The following is a 19,368-nucleotide window of genomic DNA, read 5'->3' on the forward strand; positions in this document are numbered from 1 at the left end:
GATCACCTGAGGCGATGCCTCGGACAGGGAGAAGTCGTATGACCTCACGGGTCATCATCACCGGTGCGGCCAGCGGGATCGGGCTGGCCACCGCGGCACGACTGCGGCGGCACGGCCATCGAGTCGTCGGGCTGGATCTGCATCCGGACGGTCCGCTCACCCTGGCGTGCGACGTCACCGATCAGCACTCGGTCGATACCGCCGTGGCCGCCGCGATCACCGAACTCGGGGGCCTGGATGTGCTGATCAATTGCGCCGGAGTGGGGTTCAGTCAAAGTGCGGGCGAAGTCCCCGGCCCCGACGCCGAATTGGTCATCGCGGTGAATCTGATGGGACCGTGGCGGGTGACTTCCGCTGCGCTGCACGCACTGCGGGAGTCGCGTGGTCGGGTGGTGAACGTGTCGTCCGGGATGGCGTTCATGGCCGCACCGTTCGCGCCCGCGTACACGATGAGCAAACGTGGACTGGTCGGATACTCCGACGCGCTGCGCCATGAGCACCGCGACGCGATCGAGGTCAGCACCTTCTATCCGGGCTACGTCAAAACTCCGATCCATCAGGATTCGGCCGACAAGGGCTTCGGTTTCGACGGCCTGGTACCGGCCGAACCGGTGGACGCCGTGGCGAAACGGCTCGCCGACACCGCGATCGGTCGCTACCGGCGCGATGTGGCGAGCTCGGTCCCGCAGACCGTGTCGGTCGCGGTCATGCGTCATATGCCGCGTGGCCTGCTCGATCTGGCCATCAACCTCGGTGCCCGCTCGGCGACGCGTACTCCACCCCCGGGCGGCTGGCCACCCGCGGTCCAACGCTTCGTCCGCGCGACCAAGGGTGTGTGACCATGACACCGCAGCACGAAGTAGTCATCATCGGCGCGGGTTTCGGTGGCATGGGTGCCGCGATCCAGCTCAAGGAACTCGGTATCGAGGATCTGCTGATCCTCGATCGTGAGAACGATCTCGGTGGCACCTGGCACGTGAACCGTTATCCCGGGCTGGCAGTGGACATCGCCTCGGTCACCTACTCCTACTCCTTCGAACCGAATCCGTACTGGTCGCGGGTCTTCGCCCCCGGCGCGGAGTTGAAGAAGTACGCCGAACACGTCGCCGACAAATACGATCTGCGCAGGCATATGCGCTTCGACACGGTGGTGCACGGCGCACGCTGGGATCAGGACGCACAGCACTGGATCATCGGCGTCGGCGGCGGCGAGGTGATCACCGCCCGGTACCTGTTGTCCGCCACCGGATTCCTGTCCCAACCCAACCTGCCCGACATCGCGGGCATCGGATCCTTCGCGGGCACCATCCTGCACTCGGCGGACTGGGAGGAGACCACCGATCTGACCGGCCGCAAGGTAGCGATCATCGGCACCGGCGCCACCGGGGTGCAGTTGATCCCGCAGCTGGCGCGAAAAGCCGAGACACTCACGGTCTTTCAGCGCACCCCGATCTGGGTGGTCCCGAAGGTCGACTTCGCCATCCCGGCCGCCGTGCAAACTTTGTTCGCGAGAGTCCCCGCGGCTCAGCGCGCGGCTCGGTCGGCCTATACGACCTTGCTGGAAGCGATCATGGTGACAGCGGTCCTGCACTATCGGCAGGCCGGATTCCTCAACAAGATCGCCACCGCGGCCGCGCGCACCCACCTGTTCGCCCAGGTTCGTGATCGGTCGTTGCGGGCGAAGCTGGTGCCGGAGTACAGCTTCGGATGCAAACGCCCCACCTTCTCCAACACCTACTACCCGACGTTCAACCAGGATCACGTCCACCTGGAAACGACCCCGATCGCCCGCATCGAACCCGGTGCGATCGTGACCTCCGACGGCGTCCGGACCGAGATCGACACCCTGGTCCTGGCCACCGGATTCAATATCTGGGACACCAACTTCCCCGCCCTGGAGATGATCGGGCGCGAGGGCCGCGATCTCGGAAAGTGGTGGCGCGAGAACCGTTTTCAGGCGTACCAGGGGCTATCGGTGCCGTACTTCCCCAACTACCTCACCCTGGCCAGCCCCTACGCCTACAGCGGTATGTCCTACTTCGACACCATCGAATCGCAGATGAAGCACCTGCGTCGGCTCTTCGGTGAGCTCCGGCGCAACGGTGCGAAGACATTCGAGGTGACTGAGCAGGCCAACACCGAATTCCTCGACCAGGTCACCGGGCGACTGGGTGACTCGGTCTTCTACCGTGGCAACTGTGCGAGCTCGCGCAGCTACTACTTCAACCAGCACGGTGAAGCCGCCCTGCTCCGCCCGACGCCCACCCGCACCGCCTACCGTGAACAGAACACCTTCCCTATCGACGCTTATACCTACGGGCGTCTGAACTGAATATGGTTGTGTTGTAAGGCATTCGGTTCGAATGAGGGTCATTCGACAGCCGACGAAAATGCCTCGATTCAAGAACTGGCGCGCCGCATGTTCGTAAAATGCGCCGCTGGTTCCCGCGTGATCAACCCGTACCCGCGGTCCGGAATCGTCGCGAACGGGGCAGGCAGGTACAGCACCGGCAGCACCTCACCGATCAACGGCCGCTGCTCACGTGTGATCCGATACCTGGTCTCGACCGCCTCGGGCACGTCACCATCCACAACCGCACCGCCGTCACGCCGGATGCACCGATATGGCTCGAGCCGCACCATCCGAATCGCCGTCCGCGTCCATCGGAACAGCACGCATTCGCTCGTCCCCGGGCGCGCATACTCCACCAATCCCACACCGTCACCCCAGAAGACGAACTGCTCATCCTCTGTCGCGCTGTGGTATCCAGCGTCCACACTCCACTGACCGATGATCTCGTCACCACGCATCGAGCGATTGAACCATCCCGTCACCACGGCCTGCGAGCACTTCTGCCGCTACCGCTTACCCGTGGCAGGTGTGGTCACCCTTGTCGGGAACGATGGGGTTTCCGCGCGCGGGACCGGGTGTCGGGGGTATCAGTGCTGCGGCCGGGGGATTGGTGTTGGGTTTGTTCGGCGGTGGAGTGGGTGGCATCAGCAGTGGCGCGGGGGCATTCGCGGGAGGAGTTACGGGTCTGGGTGGTGCGGGGACGTTTTCGCACGGTGCGCCCGAGTCGACGGGCTGACATGCCGGCGGCGACACGATCGGTTCCGCGTGTGCTGTGACGGGCAGCCCGAGTGCGGCGCACGATGCGATGATCGCGATGGCGCGAGCCAAAGATGCCAGGTGGGTTGGACGCATGGCATTCACAGCTGGATCGGGTCGCCGTAAACCGCGACCGAGCTGTCCGCGGTGCGCGTGGATATGTTCGCGATGACATACGACCGCAGGCTGACTGGTCCGAGGCATCCATCGATCTTGATCTGCACCGCGCTGGTCTCAATCGAACCATGAGCTCCGGCAAGGGCTTTGGTGCCGAAGGGGATCGAGGTGATCGTGCCCGGCTTCAATGTCGTGGAGATGCTCGGCAGCACCATCGCGCTGCCCCCGACATTCAGTCCCGGCACCGGTGCGACCGATACACCGACATTGGGCCCCATCATCATGGAGGACCCCAGCGAGAGCCCATTGCCGACGTCGATCTGGCAGCCGATCTGATAGCCGACAGTAAGACTTCCGGAGTCCACCGCCACCAGCCCCGCACCCGCGATATCGGCGACCCCCTTGACGGTCACGAACCCCTCGCGCGTGAACGGCGAACCGGCGAGATTCGGTACACGATCAAGGATTTCGGCCGCCTTGGTAACCCGCAGTTCCCACCCGTCCTCGGTGGTCACCACCCGCGATCGATCCGGCACCTCATCCGCCGTGGCGGGCGAGGCCGATCCCACCCAGAGGACTGCAACAGCAAGCGGCACAATCGAATACGGCGCAGCACGTTCGATTCGCGGGTGGCGCGAGGCCAGCGGGGTCATGTTCTTCCGATCGGCAACCTACAAGATCAAGTTTGCGGAGATTACCAATGGACGCGCATCTGTCGGCGAAGGCATATTCCCAATGTTGGGAAGAGATTGCGCGTGTGATGCGTTACGAAGGTCTGCCATGCCGCGGGAACACGGCGAGATCGCATCCTAAAACACTGCGGTGCAATAAAATTGGCTGGCACTTTGCCAACTCATCCGAGGAGCAGCCATGGCGATAGTCACGGGGATCGAAGGTATGACCGAGGTGCCGAGAGCGGACGGCGGTACGACGCTATTAGTCAAAGGGTCCGGATTCGGCGGGGCGACCGACGTCGTCTTCCGTGATCCGAACGGGAAAACCTATCGCGCACAAAGCTATACGATCGATAGCGACTCTCAGATCACGGTGGTGAGCCCGGCCGTGGACAATCACGGCACCTACGACATTGTCGTTATGACGGGTACGAAGGAATCGACAACCCCGTTGGTGCAGGCATATGCGGCCGCGGGTGACGGCGATGTACGTCCTGGCGCTGGGTCGAGCGGACTCACCCTGACCACGCAGTACTCCGCAGTGGATCAGATTCGTATCGAACGCAAGCTGTCCGAGTGGGATCGCAACAGGGAGGCTCGGGAGGCCGACCTCTATACCAACGCGGACGGCGATGATGTTCATCTCTCGTCATTGGATGACTGCAAGGGCAGGCAGCCGGGGAACTACCTGCACCCCGATGATTGTACGAAGTTCGTCGCATGCACTCCGCAGGCGGATGCGATTGTGTACGAATGCCCGTCGTGTGAGAACGAACCGGACCGTTGCACACCGGTGGGCCGGATGGTCTACAACGTTCGAGCCGATGCGTGCATGTGGGCGGATCTGACCGACTGCTTCAGCAACTGATCGGATCCAGGGCTCAACCGGTCGCCCGCTGCGCAAGCGGCGGGCGACCGGCACCGTCGAAGACCTCGCGGATGGCGTGGCTACCCACCGCGGGCGGCGCGGTCACCCGCCCCTCCGTATCGATCAGCACGGCCGCCGGCGTGCCGGGTATCCGGTAGTGGGCGTACACCTCGCCCTCCTGCTGCACCAACATGGTTCCGGCACCGTGCATTCGGGCCCACTCGGTGTTGGCCACCCTGTCATGAGTGCCGACCACCACGATGCTGTACTGATCGGCCAGCTCCGCTCGCCAGCGTGCCAGCTCGGCGGCAACCGTCGCGCACGGCCCGCATCCCGGGTGCAGGAACAGCAGCGCGACCGTCCGCCCGCCGGTCAGCACATCACGCAGCGCTACGCGCCCGCCCGCCGTATCCGGCAGATCGAATTCCGGGGCCTGGGTACCGGCCGACAAGCCCCTGCGTGGAGCCCTGGCCGCCTGAATCTCAGCAATCTCCGTGCGCATTCGCCGGATCGTGTTGCCCTGCCACAGTTGCACAGTGCCCAGCCCGACGATCGCCACCAACCCGGCCGCATACCCGAGCGGGAGCGTCTGCGGCACGGGATCGCCGGCCATCGAGCCGACCAGCACGGCAAGCACCAACGCGGCCAGTATCGCGTTGCGCACCAGGGTTTTCGGCCCGATCGCCTGGATGCTCAACAAACCGAAACACGAACACGACGGCCGCTCTCCCCGGCGCAGCAGCCGCGCCACCAACAGTGAGAACGACGCCAGTAGACCGAGCGCCACAATCGCCGCCGGTACCGCAGTCCACGATGGAAGTAATGCGAGCGCCACCATCAGCTCGGCTGCGGGCAACGCCCAGATCACGGTCGGGACCCACCGATCCGGCACCCCGAACTGACCAACCGCCTCACGAGTCCCGCTGGGCTCCAACAGCTTTGCGGTGCCAGCCCACCCGAACACCGTCGCGGCAACCAGTCGGGCTGCCCACACTGAACTAGCCAGAATCACCGAAGGCACCGGCCAACATTACTGTTCCAGCCGGGCATCGGCGCATCAGATCGACAGAAACGGATGGCCGAGCCGAAGGATGCCTTCTCTTGAACGACAACTTCGAGAACATCAGCAACGTTGCGTCAATGCGGTTGAGCCGGGCGGTCGCGGAGTTGGTGGTAGACATGCAACCGCACGCTGCGGTGCTCGAAGTGCGCGAATTCCTAGGGCGATGGATGGCGCGTTGACTGGTTCATTCGTTCCCATTGATATCGTCGACAACTCGCGCACTGAGCAGAAGATAGCGTTTCCTGGTGTCCTCGCTGGAGAGGCAATAGTCACGGGTTGTTCTGTGCCCGTTAGCCTTCGGTGCAGGGTCAGGGAATTCTGTTCCGAGAGGAAATTGCTGCTTGGTGAGATCGACTACCGCACCATCGATGATGTTGAAGTAGTGTGATACCTGCGCCCCCGTGGGCAGTCTGGCAATCGTGTTGACGATCTCGCCGCCGAAGTAGTCCTGAACCACGCATGCGGTCATTGCGCACTGCCCTTTGGCGCGATCCCGCTCACTCCATCCGGAGCTCTTGCTGGTGTCAGCGGACCACGATCGCCACAGTGCATCCTGTAGAACCTCGATGGAGACGACTCCCATGGGTACAGAATACGGATGAGGACCCGCACTATGCCTAGACGCGACTACCAGAACGATCCGAACGCACCCAAAGCGAACAGCCTGGTACCCGCGGCCTCCGTGGTCGTCGTCAACGGCCTTGGCCAGATATTGCTGCAGCGCAGGGTCGACAACGGTATGTGGGCGCTGCCGGGCGGGAAGATGGAGCTGGGCGAATCGCTCGCCGAGTAGACGATATCGCCGCCAGGTTGGATCGGTCAGCTCGTTGTGACTGAGGGGTTGACGATGATCACCTTCCGCTCATTTTGGGGCGCAGTGACATTCAGCGAGTTCTGCTGAAGAACCTCGATGATCTCGTCGAGGTGGTCGGGGCTGTACCAGCCGATCATGAGGGGGCGCAGGAGGGTGTGCCAGCGGGTGCGGCGTTCGTTTTGCATGAGGGTCCAGGCTGTGGAGTGGTTGTTGCCGATCTTCTCCCAGGCTTCGAAGATCGCGCGGTAGTCGTCGTGTGCGTCTTCGGCATCTAGGTTTCCGCGTTCGATCGCGGCGAGCGTTTCGGCGTGGGCGGCCGGGTCGATTCCTGCCGCCGCCATCAATTGTGGCTTCATTGCTTCGATTTCGCGTCTGACCGAATCGGGGACGGGCTGTTCGGCCACGCCCCAGCCCTCCTCGGCGAAGAAGGCGTCGGCGTAGGCCTGGGCGTAGCTGTAGAGGAATCCCTTTGGGCCGCGCGGGGTTTCGTGGGCTGCGTCGCCTTTGGTGAAGCATCGCCAGGCGACGTCGAAGTCTGCGCCGAAACCGCGCTCGCTCAGTTCGGCGAACGCGGTTTCGAGTCTTTCGAGGTCTGTTGGCTGTTCCACGCCACTCAGTTTCACGTACATGACTGTGTCACACACGATTGCATTAGCCATCCCCCTAGATGCCCCACGTTTGGTGGCAGCGTAAGCATCGAGATGCCACCGCGCGAGCCGATGTAGCGATGGTCACCTCGGGGGTTCGAGACCGGCCTCGGTGGTCAAGTCCCGCGCCGCAAGCACATTCGCCGAAGTTGGGCCAGCTCGTGTAGGGCGCGGGCCCGGCTCGGGCAAGGGCTAGGGCGCGACACAGCGGAAGCTGGTCGGGGAGGCCGGGTCTCCGTCGCCGGTATAGCGGGAGACGAATGGCAGGCGGCAGATATCGCGCGAGACCGTCTGGCCGGTTGCGGTGGTCAGTGTGGCCTGGAGGACATCCGGTGCCTTGCCATGCTCGACCCAATCCGTCAGCGCGGTCATATCGTTGCTGCCGGTGAGGGCGCAGTGTGCAACTCCCGGCGCCAGGAACACGCGGTAGAAGTCGTCGACCCGGGTGGTACCGCCCAGCAGCGCGTCCACGCGCTTGCGGTAGTCGACGGTGCCCGCGGTCGGGATGAGCTGGTCGGCGTCGCCCTGCCAGGTGATCAGCTTGCCGCCCGCGTCGCGGAAGGCCGACAGGTCCGGGTCCGAGGTGCCGATGATCGAGTCGTATTCGGAGCGGGCCTGCTGAAAGATCCGATCGAACTGCGCGTAGGTGAGATTCGCGGAATCGAACGACCGTTGCTTCTGGACGAACGTCGAAACCCATTGTGCGGGAACGGTGAACGGTGCCCCCGTGGTGATGCCGTTTGCGTCGGTGACGCCGGCGGTCAGCGCGCTGAAGTCGGCACCGGTAGGCAGGCCGAACCACAGCTGCTTGCCGTTCGCATCCCGCGGGCCGTCCCAGATCTTGCGGACCACATCAGCGACGGTCTCGCTGATCGTGTATTCCTTTCCGTCGCATTGCACCTTGGTGCCGATCAGACGGCGCGGGTCGAAATCGCATCGGCCCGGGTCGCTGATCAGGCCATCCGCGAGGCCGTCCTGCGGATCGCATTGCTTGACCGCGGCCTGGTTGAAGGCGTTGAACTCGCACGTGGTCGGGTAGGTGTGCGCCTCACTCATCACCACTTGCGGCCAGAGCGTGGCGACCTCGAATTGGTTCCAGTTGATGGCCGGTGCGTCGGCATTGATGCCGTTGAAGTCGGACGGATATTTCTGGGCCTCCATATAGCCCTGGCGACCGCCCGTCGAGCAGCCGTTCCAGTAGGCATAGGACGCGGCTTGATCGTAGACGTCGTTCACGACCTGCTTGCCCACGATCGCCAGCTCGTGCACCGAGCGGGAAGCGAAGTTCTCCAGTAGCGCCGTGTTGACCTGACCGGCCGAGTTCAACCCCCAACTGGTGTCCAGGCCGGTGGTGTCCACACCGGCGTCGGTGGTGGCGGCCGCATAGCCCTGCTTGACCGCCGTGGCCACGCCGCCGATGTTCCCGGCGGCGTAGGCGGCGCCACCGACCGCCTGGAAGCGCCCGTTCCAGCCGGATTCCGGGAGCCAAACCTGAACCGTGGCATGGTCGTTCGCGCCGGGGTGGGTGAGCGTGACGGTTACTTCGCAGTGTGCGGGGACGTCCGGTACGGGGTAGCCGCCCAGCGGCGGGCTGCCGGGGACCTGAAACGCTCCCGCGGGGACATCTTTGGCGGTCAGGGACTCCACGGTGGCGCCGTCCGGCGCCGGGATCTGAAATGTGGAGCAGTTGAAGGCGTTTGCGCTCGCGGGGGTGGCCGCGGAATCGTTCGACCTGTCCACCACTGCGTAGAGGGCGGCGGCGCCTGCGACTGTGATGCCCACGGTCGCGAGTGCCAGTATTTGTCGTTTCAAGATCTCTCCTCGGTTGGAACTGCTTACTTACTGTCGCCAGCGCACCGGCACCGCCACATCAGTCACCTGACGCCCCGGCCGACGTAATCCGATGCGTCACGCGGTCCGCTGGAGCTGCTCGGCGAAGAAGCCGCTGAGCTGATCCACCGCCGGACCGACGTACTGCTCCCTGTCGTAGATGGCGCGGGTGCCCATGATCATGAGCAGCGGGCGTTGGCCGATCAGCGGCACCGCCGCGAAGGCATCGAACATCGCGAGCTTGTCGATGCTGGTCCAATCGAATGCCTTCGCGGAGCGTGGATGCCGACCGCGCGGATCTTGGCCATGAGATGGTCCGTTTCACGGTGATTTCCGAAGGTGTGGTTCGAGCTAGGACGGTCGCAGCAGCTCCGCGGCGCGTTCGGCGATCGCGTATACCGTCGCGTTCGTATTGGCCGAGGGAATGACTGGTATGACCGATCCGTCCGCAATCCGCAGGCCCTCCACACCGTGCACTCGCAGTTCGGAATTCACGACGGAGAACTCGTCCTCACCCAGGGCGCAGGTGCCCACCGGGTGGCAGTAGGAGCCGAAGTTCCTTCGTGCGTAGTCGCCGAGCATCGCCCTGTCGGTCAAGTCGACGCCGGGCGCGACTTCGGCAACGGCCCAGCGGGCCAGCGCAGCCGAACCCGCGATCTCGCGGGCAGCCTCGATACCGGCCACTACGACCTCGACATCAGCGGCGGCGGTGAAGTATCCGGGGTCGAGTACCGGAGGCGCGGAGGGGTCGGCCGAGGTGATGCGCATGGAGCCCCGGCTCACCGGAAGCATGGGGGAGACGCCGATGGTGAAGCCGTTCGACACTGCGGCAACAGGATTGGGCAGTGGGATATCGATGAAGATGATCTGCACATCCGGTCCCGTCAGGTGCGGGTCGCTGCGCAGCAGGCCGATGATCTCGCCGTGATTGGCCTGCGGTGTGGGTACCGGGCGCTGGGAACTGTGCACCAGGTTGATCCGGGGATGGTCATGGAGATTGCGGCCCACCCCGGGCAGCGGATGCACCACCTCGACATGCGCCTCCCGCAGCACGGCCTCCGGTCCGATGCCCGAGCGCATCAGCAGTTGAGCGCTTCCGATGGTTCCGGCGGTCAGTACAACCTCGGAAGTGGCAGTGGCGCGGTGGATTTCGCCGTCCACGCGGTACTCGACTCCGGTGCAGCGCTGACTCTCGAACAGCAGCCTGTGCGCGAGCGCGCCGGTCACCACGGTGAGATTGGGCCGTGCGAGCGCGGGTGTGAGGTAGGCATCCGCGGCGCTCTGGCGTTGTCCGGCAACGATGTTGAGGTCGACCGGACCGAAACCGTCCTCGAGCCCGCCGCTGATGTCGATGGCCCGCGGGAATCCGACTTCGATCGCGCCGTCCAGGCAGGCGAGCAGGATCTCGTTGGGTCGCGTGGTTGGGCCGACGGTCAGCGGCCCGGCGGTGCCGCGACCGAGCGCGCCGCTCACGGCGGACTCGCTGCGCTGGAAGTAGGGCAGCAGATCATCGTAGGTCCAGCCCTTGGCGCCGCGATTGCTCCAGCCGTCATAGGAGGTGTGATGCCCACGCGCGAACACCATGGCATTGATGGCAGACGAGCCACCCAGCCCCCTGCCACGCGGAAGCGGCACCGGTGCGTTCGAAAACCGCTGTGGCACTGTGAGATCGCCCCATCCGGCAGGCGAGTTGGCGAGTGTCGGCCAGGCCGGAGGATATGCGACCGCGTCGGGCAGGTCCGCGGCACCGGCCTCCAGCAGCAGCACCCGGAGGTTCTCGTCCTCGGTGAGCCGGGCCGCGAGCACGCAGCCCGCGGTACCGCCGCCGACGATGACGAAATCGTAGGAATCATGTGCGGGCATCTCGATTGTCCTTTGTGTAGAGCGCGGCGAATTCTGGTTGCGTGGGTCAGTGGGTTCTTTGTTTCCAGGCCAGCAGCGCGGCCTGCGCGATGAAGAAGACACCGCCGCCGGTCGCGTAGATGGCCAGGACATCCAGGGCGGGGGAATCGCCGATGGCCTGGGCGATGTAGGTCGCGCCGACCAGGAATGACAGACCGCCGGAGATCAGGGTCGGCCACTGTTTGCCGAGGACGGGACCGCGCCGGTATACGCCGACGGCTAGTTGGGCCGCGCCGGAAAGGATTGCCCAGGCACCGAATACACCCAGTACCGCGGCCATGCTGCCGGTGGTCCCGGCGATACCGAGCGCAGCGGCGATGACCGCACTGAGTACGCCGTTGAATGCCGTCACGCGACGTTCGGCGCCTTCCGGGACCGCGAGAAAGTCGATCAGAGAGGAGACGGCATCGATTAGCGGATAGAGGACCAGCAGTGTCACCGCGATGGCATCCAGGGTGTTATGGACCGCGGCGAAGGCTATCGCCCAGGCGATGGCGAGTACGCCACGGCTCAGGTACAGGCGGATCAGGGACGAGCGCTCGGAGTTGGTCACGGGCAGTGCGGTTGTGGTGTTCATGGACACCACCCTCACGCTGGGCCGGATGCCGCCGCATCCGTCGACTGACGGTCCGCGCTACGTAGGTCATCGGGGTGCGAGGTGACGTACGTAGCGCTCACCGTCACCTGACGGATGTGCCGCCCGGGCCTCGGCGACGACAGTGGAATCGTACAACTCGCACCCACCTGCTAGAAGGACGAAATCCCATGGTCGACAACGGATATGGCCGCAACCGGCGACGCGCTACCCGGATCGCCGCGGCGCTCGCGGCCGGTATCACCGGCGTCGGTGTCGCGGTCGCCTGCTCCGCGAACACCGTCACCCACGCCGGTCCCGATGAGGACGCGCCGCGGCCGACCATCGTGCTCGAGCACGGCGCCTTCGCCGACGGATCCAGCTGGAACGATGTGATCGAGAAGCTGCGCCGGGACCGGTACCCCGTGGTGGCCGCGGCCAATCCGCTGCGCGGTCCCGCCGCCGATGCCGCGGCGCTGCGCAGCGTGATCAGCCACATCGACGGACCCGTCATCCTGGTCGGGCACTCGTATGGCGGCTCGGTCATCAGTGCGGCCGCGGCCGGAAATGACGAGGTCAAGGGGCTCGTCTACGTTGCGGCGTTTCTGCCCGCGCCGGGTGAGACCGCACTGGAGCTGACCAATAAATACCCCGGCTCCACCCTGCCGGGCACCTTGAATCCGGTGCCGTTCACCAATACCGACGGCAGCACCGGCACCGACCTCTACATCCAGCAGGACAAATTCCGCGACCAGTTCGCGGCCGATGTGCCTGAGGACCGCGCCGCGCTCGCGGCCGCGTCGCAGCGGCCGATCGCGCAATCCGCACTCGAGGAGAAGGCCACGGTCGCGGCCTGGAGCGAGAAGCCCAGCTGGGACATCGTCACCACCAAGGATCTGAATATTCCGGTTGCGGCACAGCGCTTCATGGCCGAGCGCGCCCACGCGCACGTCACCGAGGTCGATGCCTCGCATTCGGTCGCCGTCTCCCATCCCGATGTGGTCGCCGACGTGATCGAACAAGCCGCCAAAGCCACCCGCTGACACCGAAAACCCAAGCACTACAGGAGAACACGATCATGGATATGAAACTCGAAGTCATCGTGCTGCCCGTCGCGGATGTCGATCGCGCGAAGGCGTTCTACGCCGACCGGCTCGGATTCCGGCTCGATGCCGACTTCACCGTGGACCAGGGCTACCGCGTCGTCCAGGTGACCCCGCCCGGCTCGGCCTGCTCCATCATCTTCGGAACCGGCGTCACCGCCGCCGAACCCGGTTCGGTCGATGGCCTGCACCTGATCGTCACCGATATCGAGCACGCCGTCGCCGACCTCGCCGAACGCGGCGTCGCGGTGGACGGGCCGTTCCGGGACGCGACCGGCGTATTCCATCACGTCGGAACCACCGCTCGCCTCGCGGGTGTGCACCCGGAGCGCCGCAGCTACGGATCCTTCGCCGCCTTCGAGGATCCGGACGGCAATAGCTGGTTCCTGCAGGAAATCACGCAGCGCGCGCCCGGCCGCTGACCACGGATTGGAGAGCGTACACCATGTCTGACAACAACATCCAGTCCTACGACGTCATCGTCATCGGAGCCGGACCGGTCGGGGAGAACGTCGCCGACCGCACCGCCTCCGCCGGTCTGAGCACCGTGATCATCGAATCCGAACTCGTCGGCGGCGAATGTTCCTACTGGGCCTGCGAACCCAGCAAAGCGCTGCTGCGTCCCGCGTTGCTGTACGCCGAGGCCGCACGTTTTCCTGGCGTCGCGAACGCGGTGACCGGACCGCTTGACGTAGCCTCGGTGCTGAAACATCGGGACCGTATGGTCGCCGACTGGAACGATCGCGATCAAGTCGAATGGCTTGACTCGGCGGGGATTTCGCTCATTCGGGGTCACGGCAGTCTCGATGGGGTGCGGCAGGTGACCGTCCGGACTCCGGACGGTGGCACCGTGCGATTGCGTGCTCGGCACGCGGTGGTGGTCTGCACGGGCACCCGTGCGGCGCTGCCACCCATACCGGGACTGGATACGGTGCGCCCGTGGACAAGTCGCGAGGCCACCAGCGCCCGCGAGGTGCCGCGTCGGCTGGCGATACTGGGTGCCGGGGTCGTCGCGGTCGAAATGGCAACGGCCTGGCGGGCTTTGGGCTCCGAGGTCACCCTCATCGCCCGTGAGTCGCGATTGCTCGGCCGTGTCGAATCTTTCGCGGCGGACCTGGTGAGCGATCGGCTCCGGGCTGCGGGCGTCGATCTGCGCTTCGAATCGGGTATCGCGACCGCCGCGGGCGGCCCCGATGACGGTATTCACCTGACCCTGGTCGACGGGACCCGCATTGTCACCGATGAACTCCTGCTTGCCACCGGGCGCGCACCGCGCACCGATGACATCGGTTTGGAGACAGTCGGTTTGGTCCCGGGGGAGTGGCTCGCCACCGATGACAGTTTCGCGGTGACCGCGGTCGACGGCGACTGGCTCTATGCCGTAGGCGATGTCAATCACCGGGCTCTGCTCACCCATCAGGGCAAGTATCAGGCGCGCATCGCGGGCACGGTCATCGCCGATCGGGCAGCGGGACGACCACTGGACACCACCGTGTGGGGAAAGCACACCGGCACAGCGGATCTCGCGGCCGTCCCGCAGGTGGTCTTCACCGATCCGGAGATCGCCGCGGTCGGCCTCACCACCGAGGACGCCGCCCGGGCGGGCCGCGCGGTCGACATTGTCGACTACGACATCGGGCGGGTCGCCGGTGCACTCCAGCACGATCCGGACTATCGCGGCCGCGCGCGCATCCTCATTGACCCCGAGCGCCAGGTGATCGTTGGAGCCACCTTCGCCGGTCCAGGTGTTGCCGAACTGCTGCACTCGGCCACCCTCGCCATCACCGGTGAGATCCCTCTGGCCCGCCTCTGGCACGCCGTACCCGCCTTTCCGACCATCAGCGAGGTGTGGCTGCGCCTGCTCGAGACCTATCGCGATCAGTCCACGCCACACACCTCCTTCACCCCACCTCTGAAAGCAGCGTGATCGCGATGTCGAACCAGAACTCCGGCGCTCTCGATCGCGGCGTGCATGCCTTCGACTCGGACGGTGTCCTACAGCGGTACCACGTGTACGGCAGTGGCCCGGTGTGCCTGGCCCATCCGGGCGGACCGGGCATCCACTGGGAGTACATGCGCATGCCCGAACTGGAACAGCACCTGACGATGGTGTACGTCGAGGCACTCGGTACCGGTGCCTCCGGCCGACTGCCGACGCATCCGAACGGCTACACCCGTGAGCGCTATAGCGTTGCGCTGCAACGGATCATCGATCATCTCGGTGTGTCCGAGGTGTTCTTGCTCGGCCACTCGCACGGCGCGTTCGTCGCGGCGTATCACGCCATTCATCGCCCCCAACGGCTCGCCGGGATCATCCTGTACGAGGGCGCGCCGGTCACCGGTCCCGAACACGGCGCGGAGGCCGCACGGCGGCTACAGGAGTTCGCCGCCGCACACACCGATCGGCCCGGCCTGGCCGATGTCCTTGCGACATTCGCTGGTATGCAAGAAATTTCGAGCGATGAACAGACCCTGGCCGTCGCCCGCGGCGTCCTGCCCTCGTATATCGCCGACTACTGGGGCGATGAGCAGCGGTGGGCTCCGCTACGGGATGCGTTACGCGCCAGCTACATCTCGGGCCTGGACGCACTCGGCGCGCCCGATCTCATCGACGACCGCGCCGATCTGCCGAAGGTGACAATCCCCGCCTTGGTCATAGTCGGCCGCTTCGATGTCATCTGCGGACCCCGCTGGGGCCGGGAACTGGCCGAACTCATCCCCGATTCGAGCCTGGTGACCCTGGAGCGCAGTGGTCACCTCGGGCATCTGGAGGAACCCGAGCGATTCGCCGACGCGGTTCGGGATTTCGCCCTCTCCGCGGGTCGGTCCGAGCCCGCTGTGCCGGATGGTCCGGAACCCGCTGCGCGGACGCACATGGGCTAGTGCCTCGGGGCTTGCGACGAGGAATCGAGCGCCACCGGCGTTGCCCGGATCGCTAAATAGGTTGACAGCGAGCGGGATTACGACAGGGTGTCGCGCACCTGCGACTTTTGGGCCGCGCCGATTTGTCGGTGGGTGGTCGTAAGGTCGTTTACATGAGCATTTCGACGTGCCGGCGCGCAGGGCCGGATGAATTCGGTTGCGTTAACAGTGGTTCGGAATGCAGTGTGTTCGTCGTAAGTGTTGCAGGAGCAGGGTCATGGGGAGTGACCCTCCGGGGGAAGGAACAAAAGCTATGAATCACAACATGATTCGCGGGTCGCGGCGCGATCCGAGATTCGCCAAGAGCACGTTCAGCTACAACGGCGACTGTGTCGAGGTCGCATACCATGAGGGCCGAATCGCGGTGCGCGACTCCAAGGATCGGCACAGCCCGACGCTGTGGTTCACGAGCTCGGAATGGCGTGCGTTCACCTCGGGCGTGCGGGCCGGCGAATTCGATTTCGGTGAGTGACAGCCCCGGTGGTGTCGCAGCCATTTCGCTGCGACACCACCGCCCCACCCCGGAAATGCGACCGACCCCTCGACGGCCGCTGGAAAATGGTCATTGGATAGCGATGTGATGTATTTCGCCGCGCAAGTCGGCAAGAAATGCGCGGGCATCGCTGTCGGATAAAGCCATTCGAGTCAAAGCCGCCCAATGGCGGCGATGAACGTCGACGAGTTCGGGACCGCGGGTCACCATGCTGCCCGGAATGGGCTCGCTGGAGGCGATCGCGTGGTCCTCGTTCTCATAGATGACGAAACCGTGCGGAATCGTCGCGGTGGCTTCCACGTCCTGTGGAATCACCGCGATGCCGACCGTATCGAGGGTCTCCACGGAGATGATGCGGTCCAATTGGGCGAGTAGGACACGATGCGGCCCGGGCCGAAACCTCAGGGCCGCTTCGGTTACCAGGAATTCGAAACGCTTGGCGGGGTCGTACAGTACGCGCTGGCGCTCCAGGCGCGCGGAGAGCGCGGCCGTCAGAGCATCGGGCGGGTACGGCGGATCGAAGGTGCCGAACACCCGGCGGGCGTAATCGGCGGTCTGGAGTAAGCCGGGCACCAGCGCGGGCTGGAAATTGCGCACCAGATACGCGTCGTCCTCGAATGCCCGCACATCGTCCTGTAGATGCGGGCGCTCGGCGAGCGATGCCGCCCAATCTCCGACCTCGGGCGCGTGCGCGGCCTCGGTGAGCCCGCGCAACGACTGCTGACAATCCGCGTCCGCCCCAACCGCTTTGGCCCAATCGAGCACCTGCGGCAGCGGCGGCACCACCTGCCCCGATTCGATCCGGGACAACGTCGACTGACTGATTCCCACCTGCTTCGCCAACTCGCGTCCGGAGATTCCAGACAGATCCCGCAATCGCCGCAGCTCGGTCGCCAGTTGCTGGCGCGGCTGCGGCTGGCGCACAACGGAATTCGCGGCGATGCTCGCCGCGTCCGTCGCACCCTCTGCGGGTTGATTCACTGGAACCATGATGATTCAGATCGAATCATCTTGATTCAGCCGCGTCAAGCCGAGCCGGGTCACAAACTGAATCACGGCCGGAATCGCCTGTCCGCCAACGTTGAAGCTACGAGTTTGCTTGACGGGCTGGCTGGGCCGTGGGCTCGGCAAACCGGCGTAGCGGGCGGGCAGTGGCTCGTCCGGATTCCCAAATATGGTGGCAGCGAGTGAGATTGCGCGAATTACACTCGCCGGGTGCCGCCGAGACCGCCGAAGTACGGGCAACCGGTGGCGGCGTCGCCTTGTTGATCAAATCGGAGGCGATCGCACAAGCAGTTCTCCGATGCACCGAGCAGCTGAGCAACCGGCTTCTGAAGGTGACCGACGCTCAGGTCGAACACGGGCTCAGGCCGATCTCGGTGGAGGCCAAGGGCTCAGCCGGAAGAGTTATCAGCACCGACAGACCCATCAACCATGATCCCGGCGTCGGGGATCCGTCGATTCCGCATCCGCCACTGACCGGCGGGCCGGGACCGCCGGATCGCTTCTACAACGGCGCGCGGCTATGGCAGGTCGATCAAGTGTTCCCCAAGGCTTTTCGCACGGGCGAGGACGCCGCCGCAGAGGGCTATATCCGCTCCGCGTCACACAGCAGCGCGGGAGAGGTCGTCTATTTGACCGATGGTGACGATATCGCCGGCGTCTACGGGACGATCACCAAATGGACCGATGTCCGCGACGGTGCGATGCGGTTCCATCCCGGAGGCATGGTGCTGGGTATCGACGCCAACCGGATCGTGGTGAATCCGATGCTGGAAGAAGGACATTCGGCCGCCAACTTCGTCGCGGGCGTCAGCGACCGCGTCTTCACCACCCCCGGCCGAGTGGACACCTCGAAGATCGTCAGCGTGAAGTTCGAGTCCTACGACAACATCATGAGCAACCCCCGAGCCACCTTGGTAGCGGACGGTTTTCCCGGATTCGAGGGCATGAGCGCGCAAGCGCTGCGCGACCCCATATCGGTCAGGGCGCGCCTGACCGATATGGCCGACGCCGTGCGCAGAAACTACCCGAATATCGATGTCTCGGTTGGCTCCAGCTCGCTGAGCGCGGACGAAGCGATCCGAACCTTCCTGGCTACCTGAACACCCCACGCGGTGAGTTCGACTGATACGTGTGGTGTCGGCCCGCTCGAGTAGCCTGCGTTCGTTCAGCGGAACGAAGGGATTTGACATGGGCTTCAGCTCGAATTGGATGCTCGTACGGGGAATGACGCCGGAGCAGGTGTGGGAGGCGCTTGGGGTGCGGCCCAGCGGGACTCGAACCGACTTCCCCGAGCCGCCGCTGTCGGGCTCGGTGCGTCCGGATGGCTCATATCTGGTGGTCGAGGATCGCGCTGAAGAAGACGTGGAATACACGTGGGACCTCGCGAAGCTGTCGCTCGGCGGTGAGGTGATCGGAGTCGGGGAGGTCGACGGAGCCGGTGGCGCCGAGGTCGTGCTGTGGCGCGACGGACAGCGGGTGTGGGGTATCGCGGCACCGCTGGACGAGGGCGACCCCGAAGTCCGGGGCGACCTTCCCACACAGATCCGCGCCGCAGTCGAACGCGACGCCAGAGGAGAGCCCGGTAACGAGTACTACGACGACCCCGACTACTTCAATGCGATTCTCGCCCTTGGAACTTCGCTCACCGGATACCAATGCGGAAGCGGCATCGACCAACCCGGTACGAAACCGTTCGAGATCTTGACCGGGATTCAGTAGAACGACAGCGCGCAGTACACCGGTTCACCGGGCTCGATCAACCCAACCACGGAAGATTCGAGCCCTCCCGATGGTGCCGAAGCCTCAGCCGAACCGTCGGATGCACCGGCAGCCCGTCCAGTTCCTCCAGCGATAGGAACCGAACCGCGGTGGATTCGTGCGAGACCTGGATATCACCGCCGATCACACGACCGTAGTAGACAACCGCAAACTCCTGGCGCACTTCACCATCGGCGTACTCGATGACATGTGCCGGGTCGGTATAGATACCCAGCAGTCCGGTGATCTCGATGTCGAGCCCCGTCTCTTCGCGAGTCTCGCGGACGACACATTCCTCCAGCGTTTCCCCCACCTCCATGATTCCCCCGGGCAACGACCAGTTCCCCGAATCGCCACGCCGCTGCATCAGCACACGCCCGGAGTCGTCCACCACCAGCGCCGAACCTCCCGGCTTCAGCGAGTTGGGCTCGGGTGCATCGGGATCGTTGTAGTAGTCACGCCGTGAACCCATGGTCTACCTCCGTCCTG

23 protein-coding genes are annotated in these 19,368 nt (G+C 64.9%); 12 read left to right on the plus strand and 11 right to left on the minus strand.

Going from position 1 to position 19,368, the window contains the following annotated elements:
- Positions 1–38: 38 nt before the first annotated feature.
- On the plus strand, positions 39–839 hold the full coding sequence (locus tag ACFC4D_RS12290) for an SDR family NAD(P)-dependent oxidoreductase (RefSeq protein ID WP_376062786.1): 801 nt from the start codon (positions 39–41) through the stop codon (positions 837–839).
- Positions 840–841: 2 nt separating this feature from the next.
- Positions 842–2,332 (plus strand): flavin-containing monooxygenase, encoded by a 1,491-nt coding sequence (locus ACFC4D_RS12295; protein WP_376062787.1) that lies wholly within the window; start codon positions 842–844, stop codon positions 2,330–2,332.
- A gap of 68 nt (positions 2,333–2,400) precedes the next feature.
- On the opposite strand, the gene ACFC4D_RS12300 is transcribed toward ACFC4D_RS12295, so the two are convergent.
- The gene (locus tag ACFC4D_RS12300) at positions 2,401–2,811 is read right to left on the minus strand and encodes a hypothetical protein (protein WP_376062788.1); all 411 of its coding nucleotides are present in this window, start codon (positions 2,809–2,811) and stop codon (positions 2,401–2,403) included.
- A 399-nt stretch (positions 2,812–3,210) separates the two neighbouring features.
- Positions 3,211–3,795: an MspA family porin gene (locus ACFC4D_RS12305; protein ID WP_376062789.1), complete on the minus strand. Its 585-nt coding sequence runs from the start codon at positions 3,793–3,795 to the stop codon at positions 3,211–3,213.
- Positions 3,796–4,096: 301 nt separating this feature from the next.
- Here ACFC4D_RS12305 and ACFC4D_RS12310 point away from each other — a divergent pair, with 301 nt between their 5' ends.
- Complete coding sequence (locus ACFC4D_RS12310) at positions 4,097–4,768, plus strand: chitin binding peritrophin-A domain-containing protein (protein ID WP_376062790.1); 672 nt, start codon at positions 4,097–4,099, stop codon at positions 4,766–4,768.
- A gap of 13 nt (positions 4,769–4,781) precedes the next feature.
- Here ACFC4D_RS12310 and ACFC4D_RS12315 read toward each other — a convergent pair whose 3' ends face one another.
- The gene (locus ACFC4D_RS12315; RefSeq protein WP_376062791.1) at positions 4,782–5,789 is read right to left on the minus strand and encodes a MauE/DoxX family redox-associated membrane protein; all 1,008 of its coding nucleotides are present in this window, start codon (positions 5,787–5,789) and stop codon (positions 4,782–4,784) included.
- An 80-nt stretch (positions 5,790–5,869) separates the two neighbouring features.
- Here ACFC4D_RS12315 and ACFC4D_RS12320 point away from each other — a divergent pair, with 80 nt between their 5' ends.
- A complete protein-coding gene (locus ACFC4D_RS12320; protein WP_375959525.1) occupies positions 5,870–6,010 on the plus strand; it encodes a hypothetical protein in 141 nt (46 codons plus the stop codon).
- A gap of 5 nt (positions 6,011–6,015) precedes the next feature.
- On the opposite strand, the gene ACFC4D_RS12325 is transcribed toward ACFC4D_RS12320, so the two are convergent.
- Positions 6,016–6,414 (minus strand): hypothetical protein, encoded by a 399-nt coding sequence (locus ACFC4D_RS12325; RefSeq protein ID WP_376062792.1) that lies wholly within the window; start codon positions 6,412–6,414, stop codon positions 6,016–6,018.
- Between the two features lie 30 nt (positions 6,415–6,444).
- Here ACFC4D_RS12325 and ACFC4D_RS12330 point away from each other — a divergent pair, with 30 nt between their 5' ends.
- Complete coding sequence (locus tag ACFC4D_RS12330) at positions 6,445–6,624, plus strand: NUDIX domain-containing protein (protein ID WP_376062793.1); 180 nt, start codon at positions 6,445–6,447, stop codon at positions 6,622–6,624.
- 26 nt (positions 6,625–6,650) lie between these two features.
- Here ACFC4D_RS12330 and ACFC4D_RS12335 read toward each other — a convergent pair whose 3' ends face one another.
- The 5 genes from ACFC4D_RS12335 to ACFC4D_RS12355 all read right to left on the minus strand — a co-directional run bounded on the left by ACFC4D_RS12335 (position 6,651) and on the right by ACFC4D_RS12355 (position 11,601).
- The gene (locus ACFC4D_RS12335; protein ID WP_376062794.1) at positions 6,651–7,268 is read right to left on the minus strand and encodes a hypothetical protein; all 618 of its coding nucleotides are present in this window, start codon (positions 7,266–7,268) and stop codon (positions 6,651–6,653) included.
- Positions 7,269–7,484: 216 nt separating this feature from the next.
- Positions 7,485–9,104, minus strand: a complete 1,620-nt coding sequence (locus tag ACFC4D_RS12340; RefSeq protein WP_376062795.1) for a tannase/feruloyl esterase family alpha/beta hydrolase — start codon at positions 9,102–9,104, stop codon at positions 7,485–7,487.
- 96 nt (positions 9,105–9,200) lie between these two features.
- Positions 9,201–9,356, minus strand: coding sequence for a hypothetical protein (locus ACFC4D_RS12345; RefSeq protein WP_376062796.1), 156 nt, complete (start codon positions 9,354–9,356; stop codon positions 9,201–9,203).
- A 117-nt stretch (positions 9,357–9,473) separates the two neighbouring features.
- Positions 9,474–10,985 (minus strand): GMC family oxidoreductase, encoded by a 1,512-nt coding sequence (locus ACFC4D_RS12350; RefSeq protein ID WP_376062797.1) that lies wholly within the window; start codon positions 10,983–10,985, stop codon positions 9,474–9,476.
- A 46-nt stretch (positions 10,986–11,031) separates the two neighbouring features.
- Positions 11,032–11,601: a DUF308 domain-containing protein gene (locus tag ACFC4D_RS12355; RefSeq protein WP_376062798.1), complete on the minus strand. Its 570-nt coding sequence runs from the start codon at positions 11,599–11,601 to the stop codon at positions 11,032–11,034.
- 188 nt (positions 11,602–11,789) lie between these two features.
- Here ACFC4D_RS12355 and ACFC4D_RS12360 point away from each other — a divergent pair, with 188 nt between their 5' ends.
- From ACFC4D_RS12360 to ACFC4D_RS12380, 5 genes are all read left to right on the plus strand, one after another.
- A complete protein-coding gene (locus tag ACFC4D_RS12360) occupies positions 11,790–12,641 on the plus strand; it encodes an alpha/beta fold hydrolase (RefSeq protein ID WP_376062799.1) in 852 nt (283 codons plus the stop codon).
- 41 nt (positions 12,642–12,682) lie between these two features.
- Positions 12,683–13,123, plus strand: coding sequence for a VOC family protein (locus tag ACFC4D_RS12365; protein WP_376062800.1), 441 nt, complete (start codon positions 12,683–12,685; stop codon positions 13,121–13,123).
- 23 nt (positions 13,124–13,146) lie between these two features.
- Positions 13,147–14,628: a dihydrolipoyl dehydrogenase family protein gene (locus tag ACFC4D_RS12370; protein WP_376062801.1), complete on the plus strand. Its 1,482-nt coding sequence runs from the start codon at positions 13,147–13,149 to the stop codon at positions 14,626–14,628.
- A 5-nt stretch (positions 14,629–14,633) separates the two neighbouring features.
- On the plus strand, positions 14,634–15,584 hold the full coding sequence (locus ACFC4D_RS12375; protein WP_376062802.1) for an alpha/beta fold hydrolase: 951 nt from the start codon (positions 14,634–14,636) through the stop codon (positions 15,582–15,584).
- A 292-nt stretch (positions 15,585–15,876) separates the two neighbouring features.
- Complete coding sequence (locus tag ACFC4D_RS12380; RefSeq protein WP_376062803.1) at positions 15,877–16,095, plus strand: DUF397 domain-containing protein; 219 nt, start codon at positions 15,877–15,879, stop codon at positions 16,093–16,095.
- 90 nt (positions 16,096–16,185) lie between these two features.
- Here ACFC4D_RS12380 and ACFC4D_RS12385 read toward each other — a convergent pair whose 3' ends face one another.
- Complete coding sequence (locus ACFC4D_RS12385; protein WP_376062804.1) at positions 16,186–17,097, minus strand: helix-turn-helix domain-containing protein; 912 nt, start codon at positions 17,095–17,097, stop codon at positions 16,186–16,188.
- A 356-nt stretch (positions 17,098–17,453) separates the two neighbouring features.
- Between ACFC4D_RS12385 and ACFC4D_RS12390 the strand changes: the two genes are divergently transcribed.
- Entirely contained in the window at positions 17,454–18,221 is a 768-nt protein-coding gene (locus ACFC4D_RS12390) for a hypothetical protein (RefSeq protein WP_376062805.1), read from the plus strand.
- 31 nt (positions 18,222–18,252) lie between these two features.
- Positions 18,253–18,840 (plus strand): hypothetical protein, encoded by a 588-nt coding sequence (locus ACFC4D_RS12395; protein ID WP_376062806.1) that lies wholly within the window; start codon positions 18,253–18,255, stop codon positions 18,838–18,840.
- A 37-nt stretch (positions 18,841–18,877) separates the two neighbouring features.
- On the opposite strand, the gene ACFC4D_RS12400 is transcribed toward ACFC4D_RS12395, so the two are convergent.
- Positions 18,878–19,273, minus strand: coding sequence for an NUDIX domain-containing protein (locus ACFC4D_RS12400; RefSeq protein ID WP_376062807.1), 396 nt, complete (start codon positions 19,271–19,273; stop codon positions 18,878–18,880).
- Between the last annotated feature and the right edge of the window lie 95 nt (positions 19,274–19,368).

It is taken from the genome of Nocardia sp. NPDC056000 (assembly GCF_042269265.1).
Classification (GTDB): Bacteria; Actinomycetota; Actinomycetes; order Mycobacteriales; family Mycobacteriaceae; genus Nocardia.